Origin of the sequence: Streptomyces sp. NPDC001868 (assembly GCF_040297125.1) — a bacterium.
Classification (GTDB): domain Bacteria; phylum Actinomycetota; class Actinomycetes; order Streptomycetales; family Streptomycetaceae; genus Streptomyces.
The window spans coordinates 19,081-35,635 of the sequence record NZ_JBEOYO010000062.1 but is presented as its reverse complement, the minus strand read 5'-3'; the positions used below and the strand labels follow the sequence as shown (position 1 = coordinate 35,635).

Below are 16,555 nucleotides of genomic sequence, written 5' to 3'. Positions count from 1 at the left end.
AGCGTCATTTCGACGAAAAGGATCGCCCGAATGTCCCGCCGACCCTCCCCCGGGCGGCGAGCCGCAGAACAGAAAGGGTGCGTGCCGTGACCACCGCCCAAACCCAGGAGCTCGACGTACAGCCGACGCCCCTCGCCCTGCTGCTGCTCGGCCGCGAGGCCGACCCGAGGAGCGAGCGGGGTGTCGAGTGCCCGGGCGACCTCCCCTCCCCGTCCGACCCCGACCTGGTGGAGCGTGCCCGCGCGGCCAAGGAGAAGCTCGGGGACAAGGTCTTCGTGCTGGGCCACCACTACCAGCGCGACGAGGTCATCCAGTTCGCGGACGTCACGGGCGACTCGTTCAAGCTGGCCCGGGACGCGGCGGCGCGGCCCGAGGCCGAGTACATCGTGTTCTGCGGTGTGCACTTCATGGCCGAGTCGGCGGACATCCTCACCGGCGACGACCAGAAGGTCGTGCTGCCGGACCTGGCCGCCGGGTGCTCCATGGCCGACATGGCCACCGCCGAGCAGGTCGCCGAGTGCTGGGACGTGCTGACCGAGGCCGGGATAACCGAGCAGGTCGTGCCCGTCTCGTACATGAACTCCTCCGCCGACATCAAGGCCTTCACCGGCAAGCACGGCGGCACGATCTGCACCTCGTCGAACGCGAAGCGGGCCCTGGACTGGGCCTTCGAGCAGGGCGAGAAGGTCCTGTTCCTCCCCGACCAGCACCTGGGGCGCAACACGGCCGTGCGGGACATGGGCATGTCGCTCGACGACTGTGTCGTCTACAACCCGCACAAGCCGGGCGGCGGCCTCACGGTCGAGCAGCTGCGGGCCGCGAAGATGATCCTGTGGCGCGGCCACTGCTCGGTGCACGGCCGTTTCAGCGTGCAGTCCGTGAACGACGTACGGGAGCGGATCCCGGGCGTGAACGTCCTCGTGCACCCCGAGTGCAAGAACGAGGTCGTGGCGGCGGCGGACTACGTCGGGTCGACCGAGTACATCATCAAGGCCCTGGAGGCGGCCCCCGCCGGTTCCAAGTGGGCCATCGGCACCGAGCTGAACCTCGTCCGGCGGCTGGCGAACCGTTTCGCGCCCGAGGGCAAGGAGGTCGTGTTCCTCGACCGCACGGTCTGCTTCTGCTCGACCATGAACCGCATCGACCTCCCCCACCTCGTCTGGACCCTGGAGTCCCTGGCCGAGGGCACCCTCGTCAACCGCATCGAGGTCGACAAGGAGACGGAGGCGTTCGCGAAGCTGGCCCTTGAGCGGATGCTGGCCCTGCCGTAGCCCGGGGCCCTCGTACCGCGCGCGCTCACCCCGACACGGGCTCCCGGTCGGGGTGAGCGGGGTCGAGGGAGAAGAGGGTGCCGTCGGAGACGGCCACGAACAGCGCTCCCTCGTGGGGCAGCGCCCAGGGAGCGCCCTGGACGGACCAGGTCGGCGTGGCACGGGGCAGCGTCTCCCACAGCAGGGTGCCCTTGAGCCTGTCGAGCGCCGCGACCCGGCCGGTGGCGCTGGCCAGGTAGACGGTGTCCGCCGCGGCGTCGTACCCGGGCGGGCCCGGCCGTTCCAGACTGGTCCTGGTCCGCCACAGCAACTCGCCCGTGTGCGGGGACACGGCGGTCACCTGGCCGCCGGACCGGGTGAACACCAGCACGCCGCCCGTCAGGGCCGCCCGGCCCCGCCCGTTCTCGCCCGGCTTGGTCGTCACCCGGTTCCCGGTCTCCAGGTCCAGGAGCAGGATCGTGTCGTACGTCGGGTCGCTGCCGAGGGACGCGTCGGTGTCCTCGGTGTCCTCCCCGACCAGGACCAGGTCTCCCTGCTTCACGCCGAGGAGGTCGCTGTACAGCGGCACTTTCACGGTCCTGGCGGAGCCGTCGGCGCGGTCCACGATCAGGACCCGGGATTCGGAGTTCGCCGCCTTGGCGTCCCGGGTCACCGGCCTGCAGTGCGCGTAGGTGCCCGCTCCGGCCGTGGTGAACGTGCAGTGGTGGCCGGCGGGCATCGGCAGGGACCAGCGCTCGGCTCCCGTGCGCGGTGAACGGGCCGTGACCGTCACGCCGTCGGGTTCGGGGGTGAGGACGAGGTCGCCGGTCAGGGCCGGGTCCATCGCGGTGGTGTCCACCCGGTGGGTCCACAGCCGCTTCCCGGTGTCCGCGTCGAGGGCGACGAGATCGATCGGGTCCACCACGGGTTCGCCGCTGAAGACGGTCTGCCGTACGAGGACGATGCCGTCCCGGACACCGACGACCGAGGCGTAGTACCCGTCCCGCTGGTGGTCGGCCGGTGCGAGGTCGGCCCGCCAGACGGTCTTCCCGGTCCTGCTGTCGACACGAATGGGGAGGACTCCCTCGCCCCCGCAGTAGACCGCGTCTCCGTGCGCCTGGCAGGAGGGGGCGCCGCCGTCGGGGCCGTTCTTCGCGGGCAGCGGCTCGCGGGTACCGGCCGACGCCTTCGCGAACACCGTCGTCTGCCAGGGCTTCCAGCCGCTGGGCGGCGCCGCCCAGCGGGAGGTCGGGGACGGCTTCGGTGCCGCCGCGTCGGTCGTGTCCACGCCGCCCGGCCCCAGCAGATAGGCGGTCAGCCCGAGGACCAGCGCGCCCACGGTGCCGGTCGCGGCGAGCAGTGGCCGGACCCTGCGCCGTCGGGCGGGCCACGGGGCCGGTCCGGGGTCCGCCGCGGGGCCCGGGCGGGGCTCCGTCGCGATGTCCTGGGTGTCCGTGCGCGGCGTCGGCGGCAGCAGCTCGCCCGGCTCCGGTTCCGGCAGGACGGCCGCGAACTCCTGGGCCAGTTCGTCGAGTCCGGGGCGGTCGGCGGCCTCCTTGGCCAGACAGCGTTCCAGTACGGCGCGCAACGGCCCGTCCACCCCGTCCAGCAAGGGCTCGTCGTGGATGACCCGGTAGGCCGTCAGATAGGGGCTGTCCGCGTCGAAGGGGCCCCGCCCGGTGAGGGCGTACACCAGGAGGGTGCCCAGTGAGAAGACGTCCGAGGCCGGGCCCGCCGTACGGGCGTCGGTGAGCTGTTCCGGGGACATGAACGGCGGGGTGCCGATCATCTGGCCGGTCTCGGTCAGGGCCAGGTTCTCCGCCGCGCGGGAGATGCCGAAGTCGATGACGCGGGGGCCGTCGTCCGCCATCAGGACGTTGGCCGGCTTCAGGTCCCGGTGCACCACACCGGCCCGGTGGATCTCCCGCAGCGCCTCGACCAGACCGAGGGCCAGGGAGCGCAGTTCGGTGACGCGGAGGGGGCCGCGGTCGTGGATGCGCTGGGCGAGCGAGCGGCCGGGCACGTACTGGGTCGCCATCCAGGGGCGTACGGCCTCCGGGTCGGCGTCCACGACAGGGGCGGTGAAGGCGCCGCTGACCTTGCGGACGGCCTCGATCTCCTGCCGGAACCGGGTGCGGAAGACGGGGTCCTGGGCGTACTGGGAGTGGACCACCTTCACGGCGACCTCGCGGCCGGAGCGGGCCCGTGCCCGGTAGACGACGCCCATACCGCCGTTTCCGAGGCGGTCGACCACTTTGTACCCGCCGACAGATCTCGGGTCGTCGCTGTGCAGGGCCAAGCCCGGGTCCCTCCCCCGTGAAGCGGTTCGAGCACAGGATACGTAACGCGGGCGCACAGACGGCCGGGTCCCGAACTCTCGTGGTTCGGGACCCGGCCGCCTCGGGGCTCAGGGTCGTCACACCCCGGCGGGCTCCGGCTTCTCCGACTGCTCGGTGGGGGCGGCTGGCCCGCCCGCCCGCTTCAGGGCCTTCTTCTTCGCCCGGCGCTCCTTGCGGATCTCGACCATCGTGTAGAGGGTCGGGACCAGCAGGAGGGTCAGCAGGGTCGAGGTGATCAGGCCGCCGATGACGACCACGGCCAGGGGCTGGGCGATGAAGCCGCCCTCGCCCGTGATGCCGAGGGCCATGGGCAGCAGCGCGAAGATCGTCGCCAGTGCCGTCATCAGGATGGGACGGAGCCGGTGGCGGCCGCCCTCGATGACCGCCTCGACCGTGCCGTAGCCCTGGCGGCGGTACTGGTTGATCAGGTCGATCAGCACGATCGCGTTGGTGACGACGATGCCGATGAGCATCAGCATGCCGATCATCGCGGGGACGCCCATCGGGGTGCCGGTGATGATCAGCAGGCCGATCGCGCCGGTGGCCGCGAACGGGATCGAGACCAGCAGGATCAGCGGCTGGACCAGGGACCGGAAGGTCGCGACCAGCAGCATGAAGACGATCGCGATCGCCGCGAGCATCGCGAGACCGAGGGAGGCGAAGGCCTCGTCCTGGTCCTCGGAGACACCGCCGATGGCGGCGGTGGCGCCCTCGGGGAGCTCGAGGGCGTCCAGCTTGGCGGTGAGGTCGGTGCTCACCGCGCCGGTGTTGTCGCCCTTGGGCTTCGCCGTGATCGTCGCGGCCCGCTGGCCGTCGATCCGGGTCATGGAGACCGGGCCGTCCACCAGCCGGACGTCCGCGATGTCGCTCAGCTTCACCGCGCCCAGCCGCAGGTCCCGCAGCTCCTGGAGCGTCTCGGCGGGCTTCGCCGACTTGATGACGACGTCCCGCTCGGTGTCGTCGAGGATCGCCCGGCCGCTGGTCGTACCCCGCACGGCCTGGGAGACGGCCGCGCCGAGGGTCTGCTCGTCGAAGCCGGCCGCGGCCGCCTTGTCGGTGGCCTTCACCGAGATACGGGGCACGCTCTGGGCGAGGTCGCTGGTGACGTCGGTGACGTTGTCCATGGTCGAGACCGCGTCACGGACCTGCTCGGCGGCCTTGCGCAGGACATCGGCGTCGGCGGCCTTCACGACCACGCTGAGGTCCTGGCTGCCGAAGGCGTCGCCGACCGCGACGGTCGTCGTACCGATGCCGGAGAGCCCGGCGAGGCCCTTCTCGATGGTGTCCTGGACACCGGCGGCGTCGGCCGAGTCGTCCAGCATGACGCTGTACGAGGCCTGGTTGGAGTCGGTGCCCCCGCCGAACGCGGCCATGAAGCCGGAGGAGCCGATGGTGACCTGGTAGTCCTTGACGCCCTCGGTGCCGGCGAGCAGCTTCTCGACCTTCTTGGTCTGCTCGTCGGTCGCCGTGAGGCTGGTGCCGGGCTTCAACTCCTGCTTGAGGCTGAGGACTTCCTGGTCGCCCGGGTCGAAGAAGTTCGTCTTCAGCAGCGGGGCCATGCCGAACGTACCGACCAGGACGACGGCCGCGATGACCAGACTGGTCAGCTGGCGGCGGGTGGCGAAGCGCAGGACAGGCACGTAGAAGCGCTGGAGGCGGCTCTTCGCCTCCTTCTCCTCGGCCTTGCGGCGCGCCTCCTCGGCGTCCTCGGGCGTGCCCTTCGGGGCGCGCAGGAACCAGTACGACAGCACCGGGACCACGGTCAGCGAGACCACGAGGGAGGCGAGCAGGGCCGCCGTGACGGTGAGCGAGAAGCTGCCGAACAGCTCGCCGACCATGCCTCCGGTGAGGCCGATCGGGAGGAAGACCGCGACGGTCGTCAGGGTGGAGGAGGTGACCGCGCCGGCGACCTCGCGGACCGCCTTGAGGATGGCCTCCTCGCGCTCCTCGCCGTAGCCGAGGTGCCGCTTGATGTTCTCCAGGACGACGATCGAGTCGTCGACGACCCGGCCGATCGCGATGGTCAGCGCGCCGAGGGTGAGCATGTTCAGGGAGAGGTCGCGGGTCCACAGCACGATCAGCGCCAGGACCACCGACAGCGGGATGGAGACCGCGGTGACGAGGGTCGAGCGGATCGACGCCAGGAAGACCAGGATGACCAGGACCGCGAAGAGCAGGCCGAGGGCGCCCTCGGTGGTCAGACCGTCGATGGACTTGGAGACCGCCGGGCCCTGGTCGCTGACCACGGTGACGGTGGCGCCGGAGCCCAGGTCGCGGCGCATGTCCGACAGCTTGTCCTCGACGGCCTCGGAGATGGCGACCGCGCTGCCGTTGCGGTCCATGGTGACCATGACCGCGAGGCTCGGCTCACCGTTCGTCCGGGTCAGGGAGTCGGCCTTGGCCTGCTCCTCCTTCACGGCGGCGACATCGGCGAGGCGTACGGGCTTCTTCGCGCCCTCGCCGCGCACCCTCAGGTTCTCGATCTGCTCCAGCGAGGTGTAACCGCCGCCGACCTGGACGGTGCGGTTGGCGCCGTCCTCGTCGAAGGAGCCCGCGGGGACGGTGACGCCGCCCGCCTGGAGGGCCTGGGAGAGGGCCATCGTGGTCAGGCCCGCCTTCGCCAGCTTCGCGTCGTCGGGGGTGACGGTGACCTGGACGTCGCGCACGCCGTCGACGGTGACCTGGCCGACGCCGTCGATGCCCTCGATGGTCGGCACCACGGTCCGGTCGAGCTGGTCCGCGAGGGCCTGCTGGTCCTGGTCGGAGGAGACGGCGAGGACGACGGTCGGCATGTCGTCCGTCGAGCCCGCGATGACCTGCGGGTCCACGTCGTCCGGGAGCTGCGCCCGGACCCGGTTCACGGCCTGCTGGACGTCGGCGACGAGCTGGTCGGTGCCGGGCCCGTAGTCGAAGGACGCCATGATCAGGGCGTTGCCCTCGCTGGCGGTGGAGGTGACGCCGGTGATGCCGTCGACGGCTTCGAGGCTGTCCTCGATGGGCTCGACGACCTGCTTCTCGACCACGTCCGGGGACGCGCCCTGGTAGGGCGCGAGCACGGACACCATGGGCAGTTCGATGGTGGGCAGCAACTGCTGCTTGAGCTGGGGTATCGCGATCGCCCCGAAGACGAGCGCGATGATCGACATCAGACCGACGAGGGCCCGCTGTGCGAGGCTGAACCGAGACAGCCAGGACATGGGTCAGGGTCTCTCTTCTGTGGCGTGAGCGGAGGACGAACGCCCATGTGCCACCTACGGCTTGTATGTCTCATGTGAAGCCGGTGTGCCACAGATGTGAGCGCTCACCTCATACCCTGAGCCATGGGAGACCCCTGTTCCCTCGCTCCCCAGGGCCATTTCCTTATGCCGCGCATACTCCGAGTGGAGTAGTCCCCGGTGCCTCTCAGTCCACCCTTGGGCGTACCAGCCCCGATTCGTACGCGAAGACGACCAGCTGGGCCCGGTCGCGGGCGCCGAGCTTCGCCATGGCCCGGTTGACGTGGGTCTTCACGGTCAGCGGACTGACCTCCAGCCGCTCGGCGATCTCGTCGTTGGAGAGCCCGCCCGCGACCTGGACGAGCACCTCGCGCTCCCGGCTGGTCAGGGTGGCGAGCCGCTCCGAGCGGGCGGCGGCGCCGTCGCCGTCGGCCGAGTCGTCCGGCTGGGCGAGGAAACGGGCGATCAGGCCCTTGGTCGCGGCGGGCGACAGCAGTGCCTCGCCGCCGGCGGCCACCCGGATCGCGTTCAGCAGTTCGTCCGGCTCGGAGCCCTTGCCGAGGAAGCCGGAGGCGCCGGCGCGCAGCGACTGCACGACGTAGTCGTCGACCTCGAAGGTGGTGAGGATGACGACGCGGACCTGGGCGAGCGTCGGGTCGGCGCTGATCAGACGGGTGGCGGCCAGGCCGTCCGTGCCCGGCATCCGGATGTCCATCAGCACGACGTCCGCCCGCTCCTCCTTCGCGAGCCGCACCGCCTCCGCCCCGTCCGACGCCTCCCCCACGACCTCCATGTCCGGCTCCGAGTCGACGAGCACCCGGAAGGCGCTGCGCAGCAGGGCCTGGTCGTCGGCGAGCAGGACACGGATCGTCATACGGGGTCCCCCGGGGCGCTGGCGCTGGTCACGGTCGTACGGCTTCCTCTGTGGCGGCCGTTCGGGTCTTGAGCGGCAGGATCGCATGGACGCGGAAGCCGCCGCCGTAGCGGGGGCCGGTGGTGAGGGCGCCGCCGAGCGCGGCGACGCGTTCGCGCATGCCGAGGAGTCCGTGCCCGCCGCCGTCGGCCTCCTCGCCGCCGGTTCCCGTGTGCCCGGTGCCGTTGTCGAGGACGGTGACCTCCACGTTCGGGCCGACGCGTACGACGCTGACCTCGGCTTTCGCCGCCTCGCCCGCGTGCTTGTGCACATTGGTGAGGGCTTCCTGGATGACCCGGTACGCGGCGAGGTCGACGGCGGCGGGGAGGGTCACGCCCTCGTCGGCGCGGGCCACCTCGACGGCGAGACCCGCGCTGTGGAAGGTGCCGACGAGTTCGTCGAGCCGCACCAGACCGGGGGCGGGTTCGGTGGGGGCCTCGGGGTCGCCGGACTGGCGCAGCAGACCGACCGTGGCGCGGAGTTCGTTGAGCGCGGAGCGGCTGGCCTCACGGACGTGGGCGAGGGCCTCCTTGGCCTGGTCGGGCCGTTTGTCCATGACGTGCGCGGCGACTCCGGCCTGGACGTTGACCAGGGCGATGTGGTGGGCGACGACATCGTGCAGATCACGGGCGATCCGCAGGCGCTCCTCGGCGACCCGGCGGCGCGCCTCCTCCTCGCGGGTGCGCTCCGCGCGTTCGGCGCGCTCCCTGATGGCGTGCACGAAGGCGCGGCGGCTGCGCACCGCGTCCCCGGCGCAGGCGGCCATGCCGGTCCAGGCGAAGACGCCGATGTTCTCCTGGTCGTACCAGGGCAGGGGACCCGCGAGCATCGCCGTGGCGGTCAGCGCGGTCATCGTGAGCAGGCCGACGCGCCAGGTGGTGGGACGGTCGGTGGTGGAGGCGACCGTGTACAGGGCGACGACGGCGGACATCGCGACGGGGGCACGGGGGTCGCCGGTCAGCAGCTCGGCGAGGGTGAGGGCGGAGGTGGCGGCCAGCACGGCCATGGGGGCGCGGCGGCGGGCGATCAGGACGGCGGCGGCCGGGACCATGAGCGCGATGCTGAGCGCGCTGGGGGTGCGGGCGCCCCATTTGTCGCCGTGCTCGGCGTGCGGGTCGATGAAGGAGCCGGCCACCATGGCGATGAGGACGCCGAGGGCGAGGGCCGCGTCCAGCGCGAGGGGGTGCGCCGTCAGCCAGGTCCTGGCTCGGTGGAGGGTGCTCACGGGGGTTTACGGTACGGGGCGGTGGGCGAGGGCGGAACTGGTGGTGGCGGTATGTGTGGGGGCTGGGCAGGAGTTTTCGCCCCCACCGCCCCTACCCGTCCCATCACCAGGGGCTGCGCCCCTTCGACCCCCTTCGGCCCCCCTTCGCGCTCCGCGCGGGGTGGGTGGGTGAGTGCGGGTCCGGTGGGGGCTGGCCGCGCAGTTCCCCGCGCCCCTGAGAAGCGAAGGCGAGCGCCGGCGGTCAACCCGGGATCAGGCCGTCGTCGCTCAGCATTTCTCTGACTTCCTCCAGGGTCGCGTCCGGGGACGGGAGGATCAGTTCCGAGGGTTCCAGGGAGTCGTCGGGGAGGGGGATGCCCAGTTCTCGGACTTTGGCCAGGAGGGCGTGGAGGGTGTGGCGGAAGCCCGGACCGTCGCCGACCTCCATTTCCGCCAGGAGTACGTCGTCCAGCTTGTTCAGCTCGGTGAAGTGGACGTCGTCCAGCCTCACCTGCCCCTCCCCCATGATCCGTACGATCATGTCGCCCTCCTCGGGACGAGAGACACCTACTTGTCGAAGCGCGGGGTGTCCTGCTGCTGGGACTGCTGCTGCGGGGCCGACTGGCCCGTGCCGCCCTCCAGGGCCTGCTGCTGGGCGGACGGGCCGCCCGCCAGCTCGGCCTTCATGCGCTGGAGCTCCAGCTCGACGTCCGTACCGCCGGAGAGGCGGTCCAGCTCGGCCTGGATGTCGTCCTTGTGCATCCCGGACGGGTCGTCGAGGGCACCGGAGGCGAGCAGCTCGTCGATGGCGCCGGCGCGGGCCTGGAGCTGGGCCGTCTTGTCCTCGGCACGCTGTATGGCGAGGCCGACGTCGCCCATCTCCTCGGAGATGCCGGAGAACGCCTCGCCGATCCGGGTCTGGGCCTGGGCGGCGGTGTACGTGGCCTTGATCGTCTCCTTCTTCGTACGGAAGGCGTCGACCTTGGCCTGCAGGCGCTGCGCGGCGAGGGTGAGCTTCTCCTCCTCGCCCTGGAGGGTGGAGTGCTGGGTCTCCAGGTCCGTCACCTGCTGCTGGAGCGCGGCGCGGCGCGAGAGCGCCTCGCGGGCCAGGTCCTCGCGGCCGAGCGCGAGCGCCTTGCGGCCCTGGTCCTCCAGCTTCGAGGACTGGGACTGGAGCTGGTTGAGCTGGAGCTCCAGGCGCTTACGGGAGGTGGCGACGTCGGCCACGCCCCGGCGCACCTTCTGGAGCAGCTCCAGCTGCTTCTGGTACGAGTAATCGAGGGTCTCGCGCGGGTCCTCGGCCCGGTCAAGGGCCTTGTTCGCCTTCGCGCGGAAGATCATCCCCATACGCTTCATGACACCGCTCATGGGCTTCGCGCGCCCCCTTCTGACGGACTCCAGCTCACAGGTCTGCGACAGAACCCACAGTACGGGCCCTGCTTCTATTACCGCACTGTTCGGGGACCGATGCGCTCATCCCCAAGGACGACTGTGGACGGCACCGCTCCGGCGTAGGGAGTAGGTGTCTCCCGGGGTTACGTACGGGCCGCTCCCCGGAAAACCTCAGGCCCCCTACGGGTGGACCGTCACCACACTCCCCCTTTTCCGGCCTTTCGGGTTTCCCCGGTCTCGTCGCCCCGTCTCTGTCATCAGTACGGACGCCGGGTGTTGCCGGATCGTTCCCCACTGGGCTGGGGTCCATGCCCCGGCACCCCGTACCCTTGGGTTTTGTGTTCCGAAGCCGCGACAAGAGCGAGAAGGGGCCGGTGGCCGACAAGGCGCCGGTGACCGACTCCAAGCAGACCCGTGACCCGCAGGCCCCCAAGGGGCGGCCCACTCCCAAGCGGAGTGAGGCCCAGACCCAGCGCCGCAGCGTGGCCAACACGCCCACGACGCGCAAGGAGGCCGCCAAGCGCTCCCGCGACGAGCGCCGCTCCGCGATGGAGAAGCAGCGCCAGGCGCTGGCTACCGGCGACGAGCGGTATCTGCCCGCCCGGGACAAGGGTCCGGTGCGCAGGTTCGCCCGTGACTACGTGGACTCGCGGTTCCACATCGCGGAGTTCTTCCTGCCGCTGGCCGTGATCATCCTCGTGCTGAGCATGGTGCAGGTGGCGTCGCTGCAGAACATCGCGCTGCTGCTGTGGCTCTTCGTGATCGTCCTGATCGTGGTCGACTCGATCAGCCTCGGGTTCCGTCTGAAGAAGCAGCTGGCCGCGCGCTTCCCCGACGCGAACAAGAAGGGCGCCGTGGCCTACGCCCTGATGCGCACGCTCCAGATGCGTCGCCTCCGGCTGCCGAAGCCGCAGGTCAAGCGCGGAGAGCGGCCCTGAGCACGACCGCTTTCTCCGGAGGTGCGGCGGAAGCCTGGCTGAACCGGCTGGGCACGCTGCGTGAGGTCGTACGACAGGAGCTGGTCTCCCGCCAGCTCGACGAGCAGATAGCGGGACGCTTCCCGGTCGGGCAGCGGCTGCGGGTGCTCGACGTCGGCATGGGGCAGGGCACGCAGGCGCTGCGGCTGGCCCGGGCCGGGCACGCGGTGACCGGGATCGAGCGGGACGCCAAGCTGATCGCCGTGGCCCGGGAGGCGGTCGCCGCCGAGCCCGAGGGCATCCGGGGGCGGATGCGGATCGTCGAGGGCGACGGGCGGGACACCGGTGTGCACTTCCTGCCGGGCAGTTTCGACGTGGTGCTCTGTCATGGGGTCCTGATGTACATCGAGGAGCCGGACGCGCTGCTGGCCGGGCTGGCGCGGATGCTGGCGCCCGGGGGGCTGCTGTCGCTGCTCGTGCGGAACGGCGACGCGCTCGCGATGCGGGCGGGGCTGGCCGGGGACTGGGCGGGGGCGTTGGCCGCGTTCGACACCACCGCGTACCGGAATCGGCTCGGGCTGGATGTGCGGGCGGATCGGCTGGGGGTGCTGACGGATGCGCTCGGGGGGATCGGGGCGCCGCTGCACACCTGGTACGGGGTGCGGGTGTTCACGGATCTGGCGGCGGACGATGCGGGGGTGCCCGACGGGCCGGGGGATCTGGAGGTGTTGCTCGCGGCGGAGGAGCGGGCGGGGCGGACGGATCCCTATCGGCAGGTGGCGGCGCTGCTGCACCTGTGCGGCGTGCGCGGCTGAGGGCGTCGCTGAGGGCGCCCAGTGGGTCGGGGGTGCGGGTTCTTCGGCGGGTGCGGGTTCTTCGGCGGGTGCGGGTTCTTCGGCGGGTGCGGGTCCGGTGGGGGCTGGTCGCGCAGTTCCCCGCGCCCCTGAAAAGCCGGGGCTGCGCCCCGTGCTTTTCAGCCCGCGGCCCCGTCGCCTTTCAAGCCCGCGGCCCCGTCGCCTTGCAGGCCCGCAGCCTCGTCGCCCTTCAGGCCCGCAGGGCCGTGGTCTTTCAGGCCCGCAGGGGCCTGGTCTTTTAGGGGCGCGGGGAACTGCGCGAGAAGCCCCACCGGACCCGCACCCGCCGACGCACCCGCACCCCCCGAGCTGTCAGGCGGGATCGGGGCGGAGCCCCGTTCAGGAGCCCCGCCCCGTCGCGGAGCGCTACGCGTGCAGGCTCATCGGCCCGTAGATCTCCGTCGTGTCCTCGAAGAGGCGGACCTGGTCGGCGCCGCCCTCCAGGAGCGCTTTCCACTGTTCGCCGATCCACGACTCGGCATCCCCCTGGGTCGTGAACTCCTCGGGCTGGACCGCGGGCTGGACCTCCGCCCCGTCGGCCTTCTCGAACCGCCACGTCCATGCCGCCATGTGAGCCTCCGTAAGTACCAGCCCGGCACCGCACACGCGGCACCGGGCAAGATCCGGTTCCCTCTGAGCCTAGTCGGACGCACAAGACCTGCGGGTGTTCATCCGGACACGGGAAGATCGGGGCGTGGAACTGACACTTCTCGGCACCGGCGCCCCCGCGGGGCTTCCCCGCCCCGACTGTCCGTGCGCGGTGTGTGCGACCGCGCTCGGTGAGGCCGTGCGCGGGGCGACCGCGCTGCTTGTGGACGGCGCGCTTCTGCTCGATCTCACGCCGGGCGCCGCCCTGGCGGCCGCGCGCGCCGGGCGGTCGCTGACCGGCGTACGGCAGGTGCTGCTGTCGCATCCGCACGACGGGCCCGCCGTGGAGGTGCCGGCGGGGCTGCCGCAGCCGGGGCGGGTGCCGGACGGGCGGGAGCTGGCGCTGCTGACGGGGCACCGGGTGCGGGCGCTGGCGCTGGACGCGCCGGGGACGGGGTACGCCGTGACCGGGCCTGACGGGCAGCGGCTGCTGTATCTGCCTCCTGGGGGCGCGCTCGCGGGCCTGGAGGAGGGGGCGGGGGCGCCGTACGACACGGTGCTCCTGGATGTGCTGGGGCGGCCCGACGCGCTGGCGCGGCTGCGGGGGGCGGGGGCCGTGGGGCCGACGACGGATGTCGTCGCCGTGCACCTCGACCACGATGTGCCGCCGGACGGCGAGTTGCCGCGCCGGCTCGCGGCGGCGGGCGCGCGCGCCGTGCCGGACGGGACGACGCTGACGGTGGGCGCCTACGAGAACGTGCCCGATGTGCCGCGTCGCACGCTGGTGCTCGGCGGGGCGCGGTCCGGGAAGTCGGTGGAGGCCGAGCGGCGGCTGGAGGCGTTCCCGGACGTGCTGTACGTGGCGACCGGCGGGATGCGCGGCGGTGACGGGGAGTGGGCCGAGCGGGTCGCCGTCCACCGTGAGCGGCGGCCCGGCTCGTGGCGCACGGTCGAGACCTGTGACCTCGTCCCGCTGCTGAAGGACGACGAGGGGCCGCCGCTGCTCGTCGACTGTCTCTCGCTGTGGCTGACGGACGCGATGGACTCCGTGGGGGCGTGGGACGACGCGGAGTGGGCCGGGGGCGGGGAGCGCGCGCTCCGGGCGCGTGTCACCGAGCTGACCGAGGCCGTACGGCGCACGCGCCGCACGGTGGTCGCCGTGTCCAATGAGGTGGGCTCCGGGATCGTGCCCGCCACCGCCTCCGGCCGCCGCTACCGCGACGAACTCGGGCGGCTCAACGCGGCCTTCGCGGCTCAGTGCGAGCACGTGCTGCTGGTGGTGGCGGGGCAGGCCCTGTCCCTACGGGGTTGAGGGCGAGGACTGCGGCGGGGCTGCCGGTGGTGTCGTGTGGCGCCGCGCGAGGATGCGGTGCGCGCGGGCCGGGAGCGGGGTGCAGGGGCGGGTGGTGAGGACCTCGTAGCCCAGGGACCGCAGTTCGGTGAGCAGATTGCGCAGAGGCATGAGGTGGAGGGGGCGTGGGCGGTCGTGCGGGGGCTTCCAGAAGCGCCGGTTGCCGAGGGGCGTGCCGAACGGGCGGACCGGGTCCGGGACTTCGAGGAGGAGATGGCCGCCGGGGCGCAGGACGGTACGGGCGGCGCGGAGTTCCTCGCGGGGGTCGGCGGTGTGTTCGAGGTGGTGGAACATGCTGACCACGTCGTAGCGGGCGCGCAGTCGGGCGGTGATCTCCGGGTCGGTGAGCAGGCCCTGGTGGGCCTCCTCCACGCGCCCGGCCTCCCAGGCCCGTTGGATGCGCGGGGTCGGGTCGAGGCCGTCGAAGGAGGTGTACGGGTGGATCTCGCGCGCGGTCTCCGGGAAGTGTCCGTGGCCGGTGCCGACGTCGAGCCAGCTCTCCGGTTCGGGGTACGGCAGCAGCGCGCGGGCGGCGCCCCGGTGGTGCCGGCGGCGCCGACGGTCGGCACGGTTCGAACAGATGTCGTCCTCGACGGGATGCTGGTGGTGCCGCAGCAGCATCCCGTCCGTCGTGGGCCGGGGGTTCTGGAAGGCGTGCGCGCACTCCCGGCACTCGTCCACCACGAATGTGCCCGGCGTGCGCCGCATCCCCTCCGGCGCGCGCACCCGCGTACGCAACTGCCGCGAGCCACACCACGGGCAGTCGTCCCGGCGCGGTTCGTGGAAGGGATCGGCACCCTGGGCGAGTCGGCCTGGGTCCGGCCGCGGGGTGGGGGGCATGGCGGCTCCTGGGGACGAGGGGAACGCGTACGCGACAGGGCGACGACGCACGGACATTCGCCCCAAAAAGGTACGTACGTGAGCGGGGTCCCGGGTGCAATGACGTGCCGGTGGCTCGGTGAGGCGTTCGTACGTCGCGGGGTCACGGTTGGCGCGGTCGTGTTCGATCGCTGCCGGTACTGTTCGGCGAATGAGCTCGCTTAATCTCGACGACTTCACCGATCTGATCGAGCGCCCCGACGGCGGGGTGCGCCGCGACGCCGAGGCGCGGCGGGAGCGGCAGATCGTGCCGCCCGGGGCGCTGGGCCGCCTCGACGAACTGGGTGAGTGGCTGGCGGCGGCGCAGTCGGCCGTGCCGGTGCGACCGATCGGCCGGGCCCGGGTGGTGCTGTTCGCCGGCGACCACGGGATCGCCGAACTCGGCGTCTCCGCGCGGGCCGCGGGCACCGCGGACCAGCTGGTGCGGGCCGTCCTGGACGGCAGCAGCCCGGTGGCGGTGCTGGCCCGGCAGCTCGACGTACCCGTACGCGTGGTGGATCTCGCGCTCGACTGCGACCCGGACGCGCTGCCCGCCGATGTCGTACGGCACCGGGTGCGGCGCGGGTCCGGGCGGATCGACGTCGAGGACGCGCTGACGGCGGAGGAGGCCGAGGCCGCGTTCAAGGTGGGCGTCGCCCTCGCGGACGAGGAGGCGGACTCCGGGACGGATCTCGTCGTCCTCGGCGATGTGAGCGTCGGCGGGACCACGGCGGCGGCCGTCCTCATCGCCGGGCTGTGCGGCACGGACGCGTCCGTCGTCACCGGGCGGGGCGGCCGGGCGATCGACGATCTGGCGTGGATGCGCAAGTGCGCGGCCGTACGGGACGCGCTGCGGCGGGCCCGGCCGGTGCTCGGGGACCAGTTGCAGCTGCTGGCGACCGTGGGTGGGGCGGACCTCGCGGCCATGACCGGGTTCCTGCTGCAGAGCGCCGTGCGGAAGATGCCGGTGATCCTGGACGGTGTGGTGTCCGCGGCGTGTGCGCTGGTCGCCCAGCGGGTCGCGTTCCGGGCGCCGGACTGGTGGCTCGCGGGGCAGAGCAGCGGGGAGCCGGCCCAGGCCAAGGCGCTGGACCGGATGGCCGTCGAGCCGTTGCTCGACCATGGGGTGAAGGTCGGGGAAGGGGCGGGGGCGCTGTTGGCGTTGCCGCTGGTGCGGGCCGCGGCGGCGTTGGCTGCGGAGTTGCCTGAGCGGGAGCCCTCGTCGGCGGGGCCGGAGGTGGGCAAGGCCGAGGAGAAGAATCTCGCCGAGGAGTACGACGCGACGTAGGCCTCCGGCCCCGGGGTGCGTTCTTCGGGTGCGGGCCCGGTGGGGCTTCTCGCGCAGTTCCCACTCACCCGCAGCCGAAAACGAACCCCTCCCTGTGGGGCCGGGTGGGTGTCGCTGGGACAGGACCTGCGGCGGCACAACACGGACGACTTCTTCACCTCAGGCGGGCCGACGACTGGCGGGACCGTGAGGCCGAGGACGGGCTGATGGAGTTCATGGTGATCGAACTCCTCCAGCGGGCCGGAGAGATCGGGATCACGCAGGTCTCGCTCAACTTCGCGATGTTCCGTTCGGTCTTCGAACGTGGCGGGCGCCTCGGCGCCAGGCCGGTGCTGCGGCTGTGGAGGTCGCCAAGTACCCACCGCAGACACCTGGACTCGCACAGA

The 16,555-nt window shown here is 72.2% G+C and carries 13 protein-coding genes and 1 pseudogene; 6 read left to right on the top strand and 8 right to left on the bottom strand.

All coding sequences use genetic code 11. The features are described from left to right. Positions 1–86 precede the first annotated feature (86 nt). Complete coding sequence (gene nadA, locus ABT147_RS40415; protein WP_351416016.1) at positions 87–1,271, top strand: quinolinate synthase NadA; 1,185 nt, start codon at positions 87–89, stop codon at positions 1,269–1,271. A 25-nt stretch (positions 1,272–1,296) separates the two neighbouring features. Here the strand turns inward: nadA and ABT147_RS40410 are convergent, their stop codons facing one another. The 6 genes from ABT147_RS40410 to ABT147_RS40385 form a co-directional block, all read right to left on the bottom strand. Beyond that, entirely contained in the window at positions 1,297–3,549 is a 2,253-nt protein-coding gene (locus ABT147_RS40410; RefSeq protein WP_351416013.1) for a serine/threonine-protein kinase, read from the bottom strand. 117 nt (positions 3,550–3,666) lie between these two features. Then, a complete protein-coding gene (locus ABT147_RS40405; protein ID WP_351416010.1) occupies positions 3,667–6,786 on the bottom strand; it encodes an efflux RND transporter permease subunit in 3,120 nt (1,039 codons plus the stop codon). Positions 6,787–6,991: 205 nt separating this feature from the next. Continuing rightward, on the bottom strand, positions 6,992–7,678 hold the full coding sequence (locus ABT147_RS40400; protein WP_351416007.1) for a response regulator: 687 nt from the start codon (positions 7,676–7,678) through the stop codon (positions 6,992–6,994). Positions 7,679–7,706: 28 nt separating this feature from the next. After that, positions 7,707–8,942 (bottom strand): sensor histidine kinase, encoded by a 1,236-nt coding sequence (locus ABT147_RS40395; RefSeq protein ID WP_351416005.1) that lies wholly within the window; start codon positions 8,940–8,942, stop codon positions 7,707–7,709. Between the two features lie 241 nt (positions 8,943–9,183). Then, positions 9,184–9,462, bottom strand: a complete 279-nt coding sequence (gene pspAA, locus ABT147_RS40390; protein WP_351416002.1) for a PspA-associated protein PspAA — start codon at positions 9,460–9,462, stop codon at positions 9,184–9,186. Between the two features lie 26 nt (positions 9,463–9,488). Beyond that, a complete protein-coding gene (locus ABT147_RS40385) occupies positions 9,489–10,289 on the bottom strand; it encodes a PspA/IM30 family protein (RefSeq protein WP_351416000.1) in 801 nt (266 codons plus the stop codon). A gap of 332 nt (positions 10,290–10,621) precedes the next feature. Between ABT147_RS40385 and ABT147_RS40380 the strand changes: the two genes are divergently transcribed. Both ABT147_RS40380 and ABT147_RS40375 read left to right on the top strand, forming a co-directional pair. Next, on the top strand, positions 10,622–11,251 hold the full coding sequence (locus ABT147_RS40380; protein WP_351415997.1) for a DUF3043 domain-containing protein: 630 nt from the start codon (positions 10,622–10,624) through the stop codon (positions 11,249–11,251). A gap of 158 nt (positions 11,252–11,409) precedes the next feature. Next, entirely contained in the window at positions 11,410–12,045 is a 636-nt protein-coding gene (locus ABT147_RS40375; protein WP_502983246.1) for a class I SAM-dependent methyltransferase, read from the top strand. 405 nt (positions 12,046–12,450) lie between these two features. On the opposite strand, the gene ABT147_RS40370 is transcribed toward ABT147_RS40375, so the two are convergent. Next, entirely contained in the window at positions 12,451–12,654 is a 204-nt protein-coding gene (locus tag ABT147_RS40370) for a hypothetical protein (protein WP_326583365.1), read from the bottom strand. 124 nt (positions 12,655–12,778) lie between these two features. Here ABT147_RS40370 and ABT147_RS40365 point away from each other — a divergent pair, with 124 nt between their 5' ends. After that, a complete protein-coding gene (locus ABT147_RS40365; RefSeq protein WP_351415995.1) occupies positions 12,779–13,984 on the top strand; it encodes a bifunctional adenosylcobinamide kinase/adenosylcobinamide-phosphate guanylyltransferase in 1,206 nt (401 codons plus the stop codon). Here ABT147_RS40365 and ABT147_RS40360 read toward each other — a convergent pair. Further along, entirely contained in the window at positions 13,973–14,863 is an 891-nt protein-coding gene (locus ABT147_RS40360; protein WP_351415993.1) for a class I SAM-dependent methyltransferase, read from the bottom strand. The genes ABT147_RS40365 and ABT147_RS40360 overlap by 12 nt on opposite strands. A gap of 190 nt (positions 14,864–15,053) precedes the next feature. Here ABT147_RS40360 and cobT point away from each other — a divergent pair, with 190 nt between their 5' ends. Next, the gene (cobT, locus tag ABT147_RS40355; RefSeq protein ID WP_351415991.1) at positions 15,054–16,169 is read left to right on the top strand and encodes a nicotinate-nucleotide--dimethylbenzimidazole phosphoribosyltransferase; all 1,116 of its coding nucleotides are present in this window, start codon (positions 15,054–15,056) and stop codon (positions 16,167–16,169) included. Between the two features lie 140 nt (positions 16,170–16,309). Next, positions 16,310–16,519: pseudogene (locus ABT147_RS40350) on the top strand (phosphatidylglycerol lysyltransferase domain-containing protein); the annotation flags it as partial. Positions 16,520–16,555: the final 36 nt, after the last annotated feature.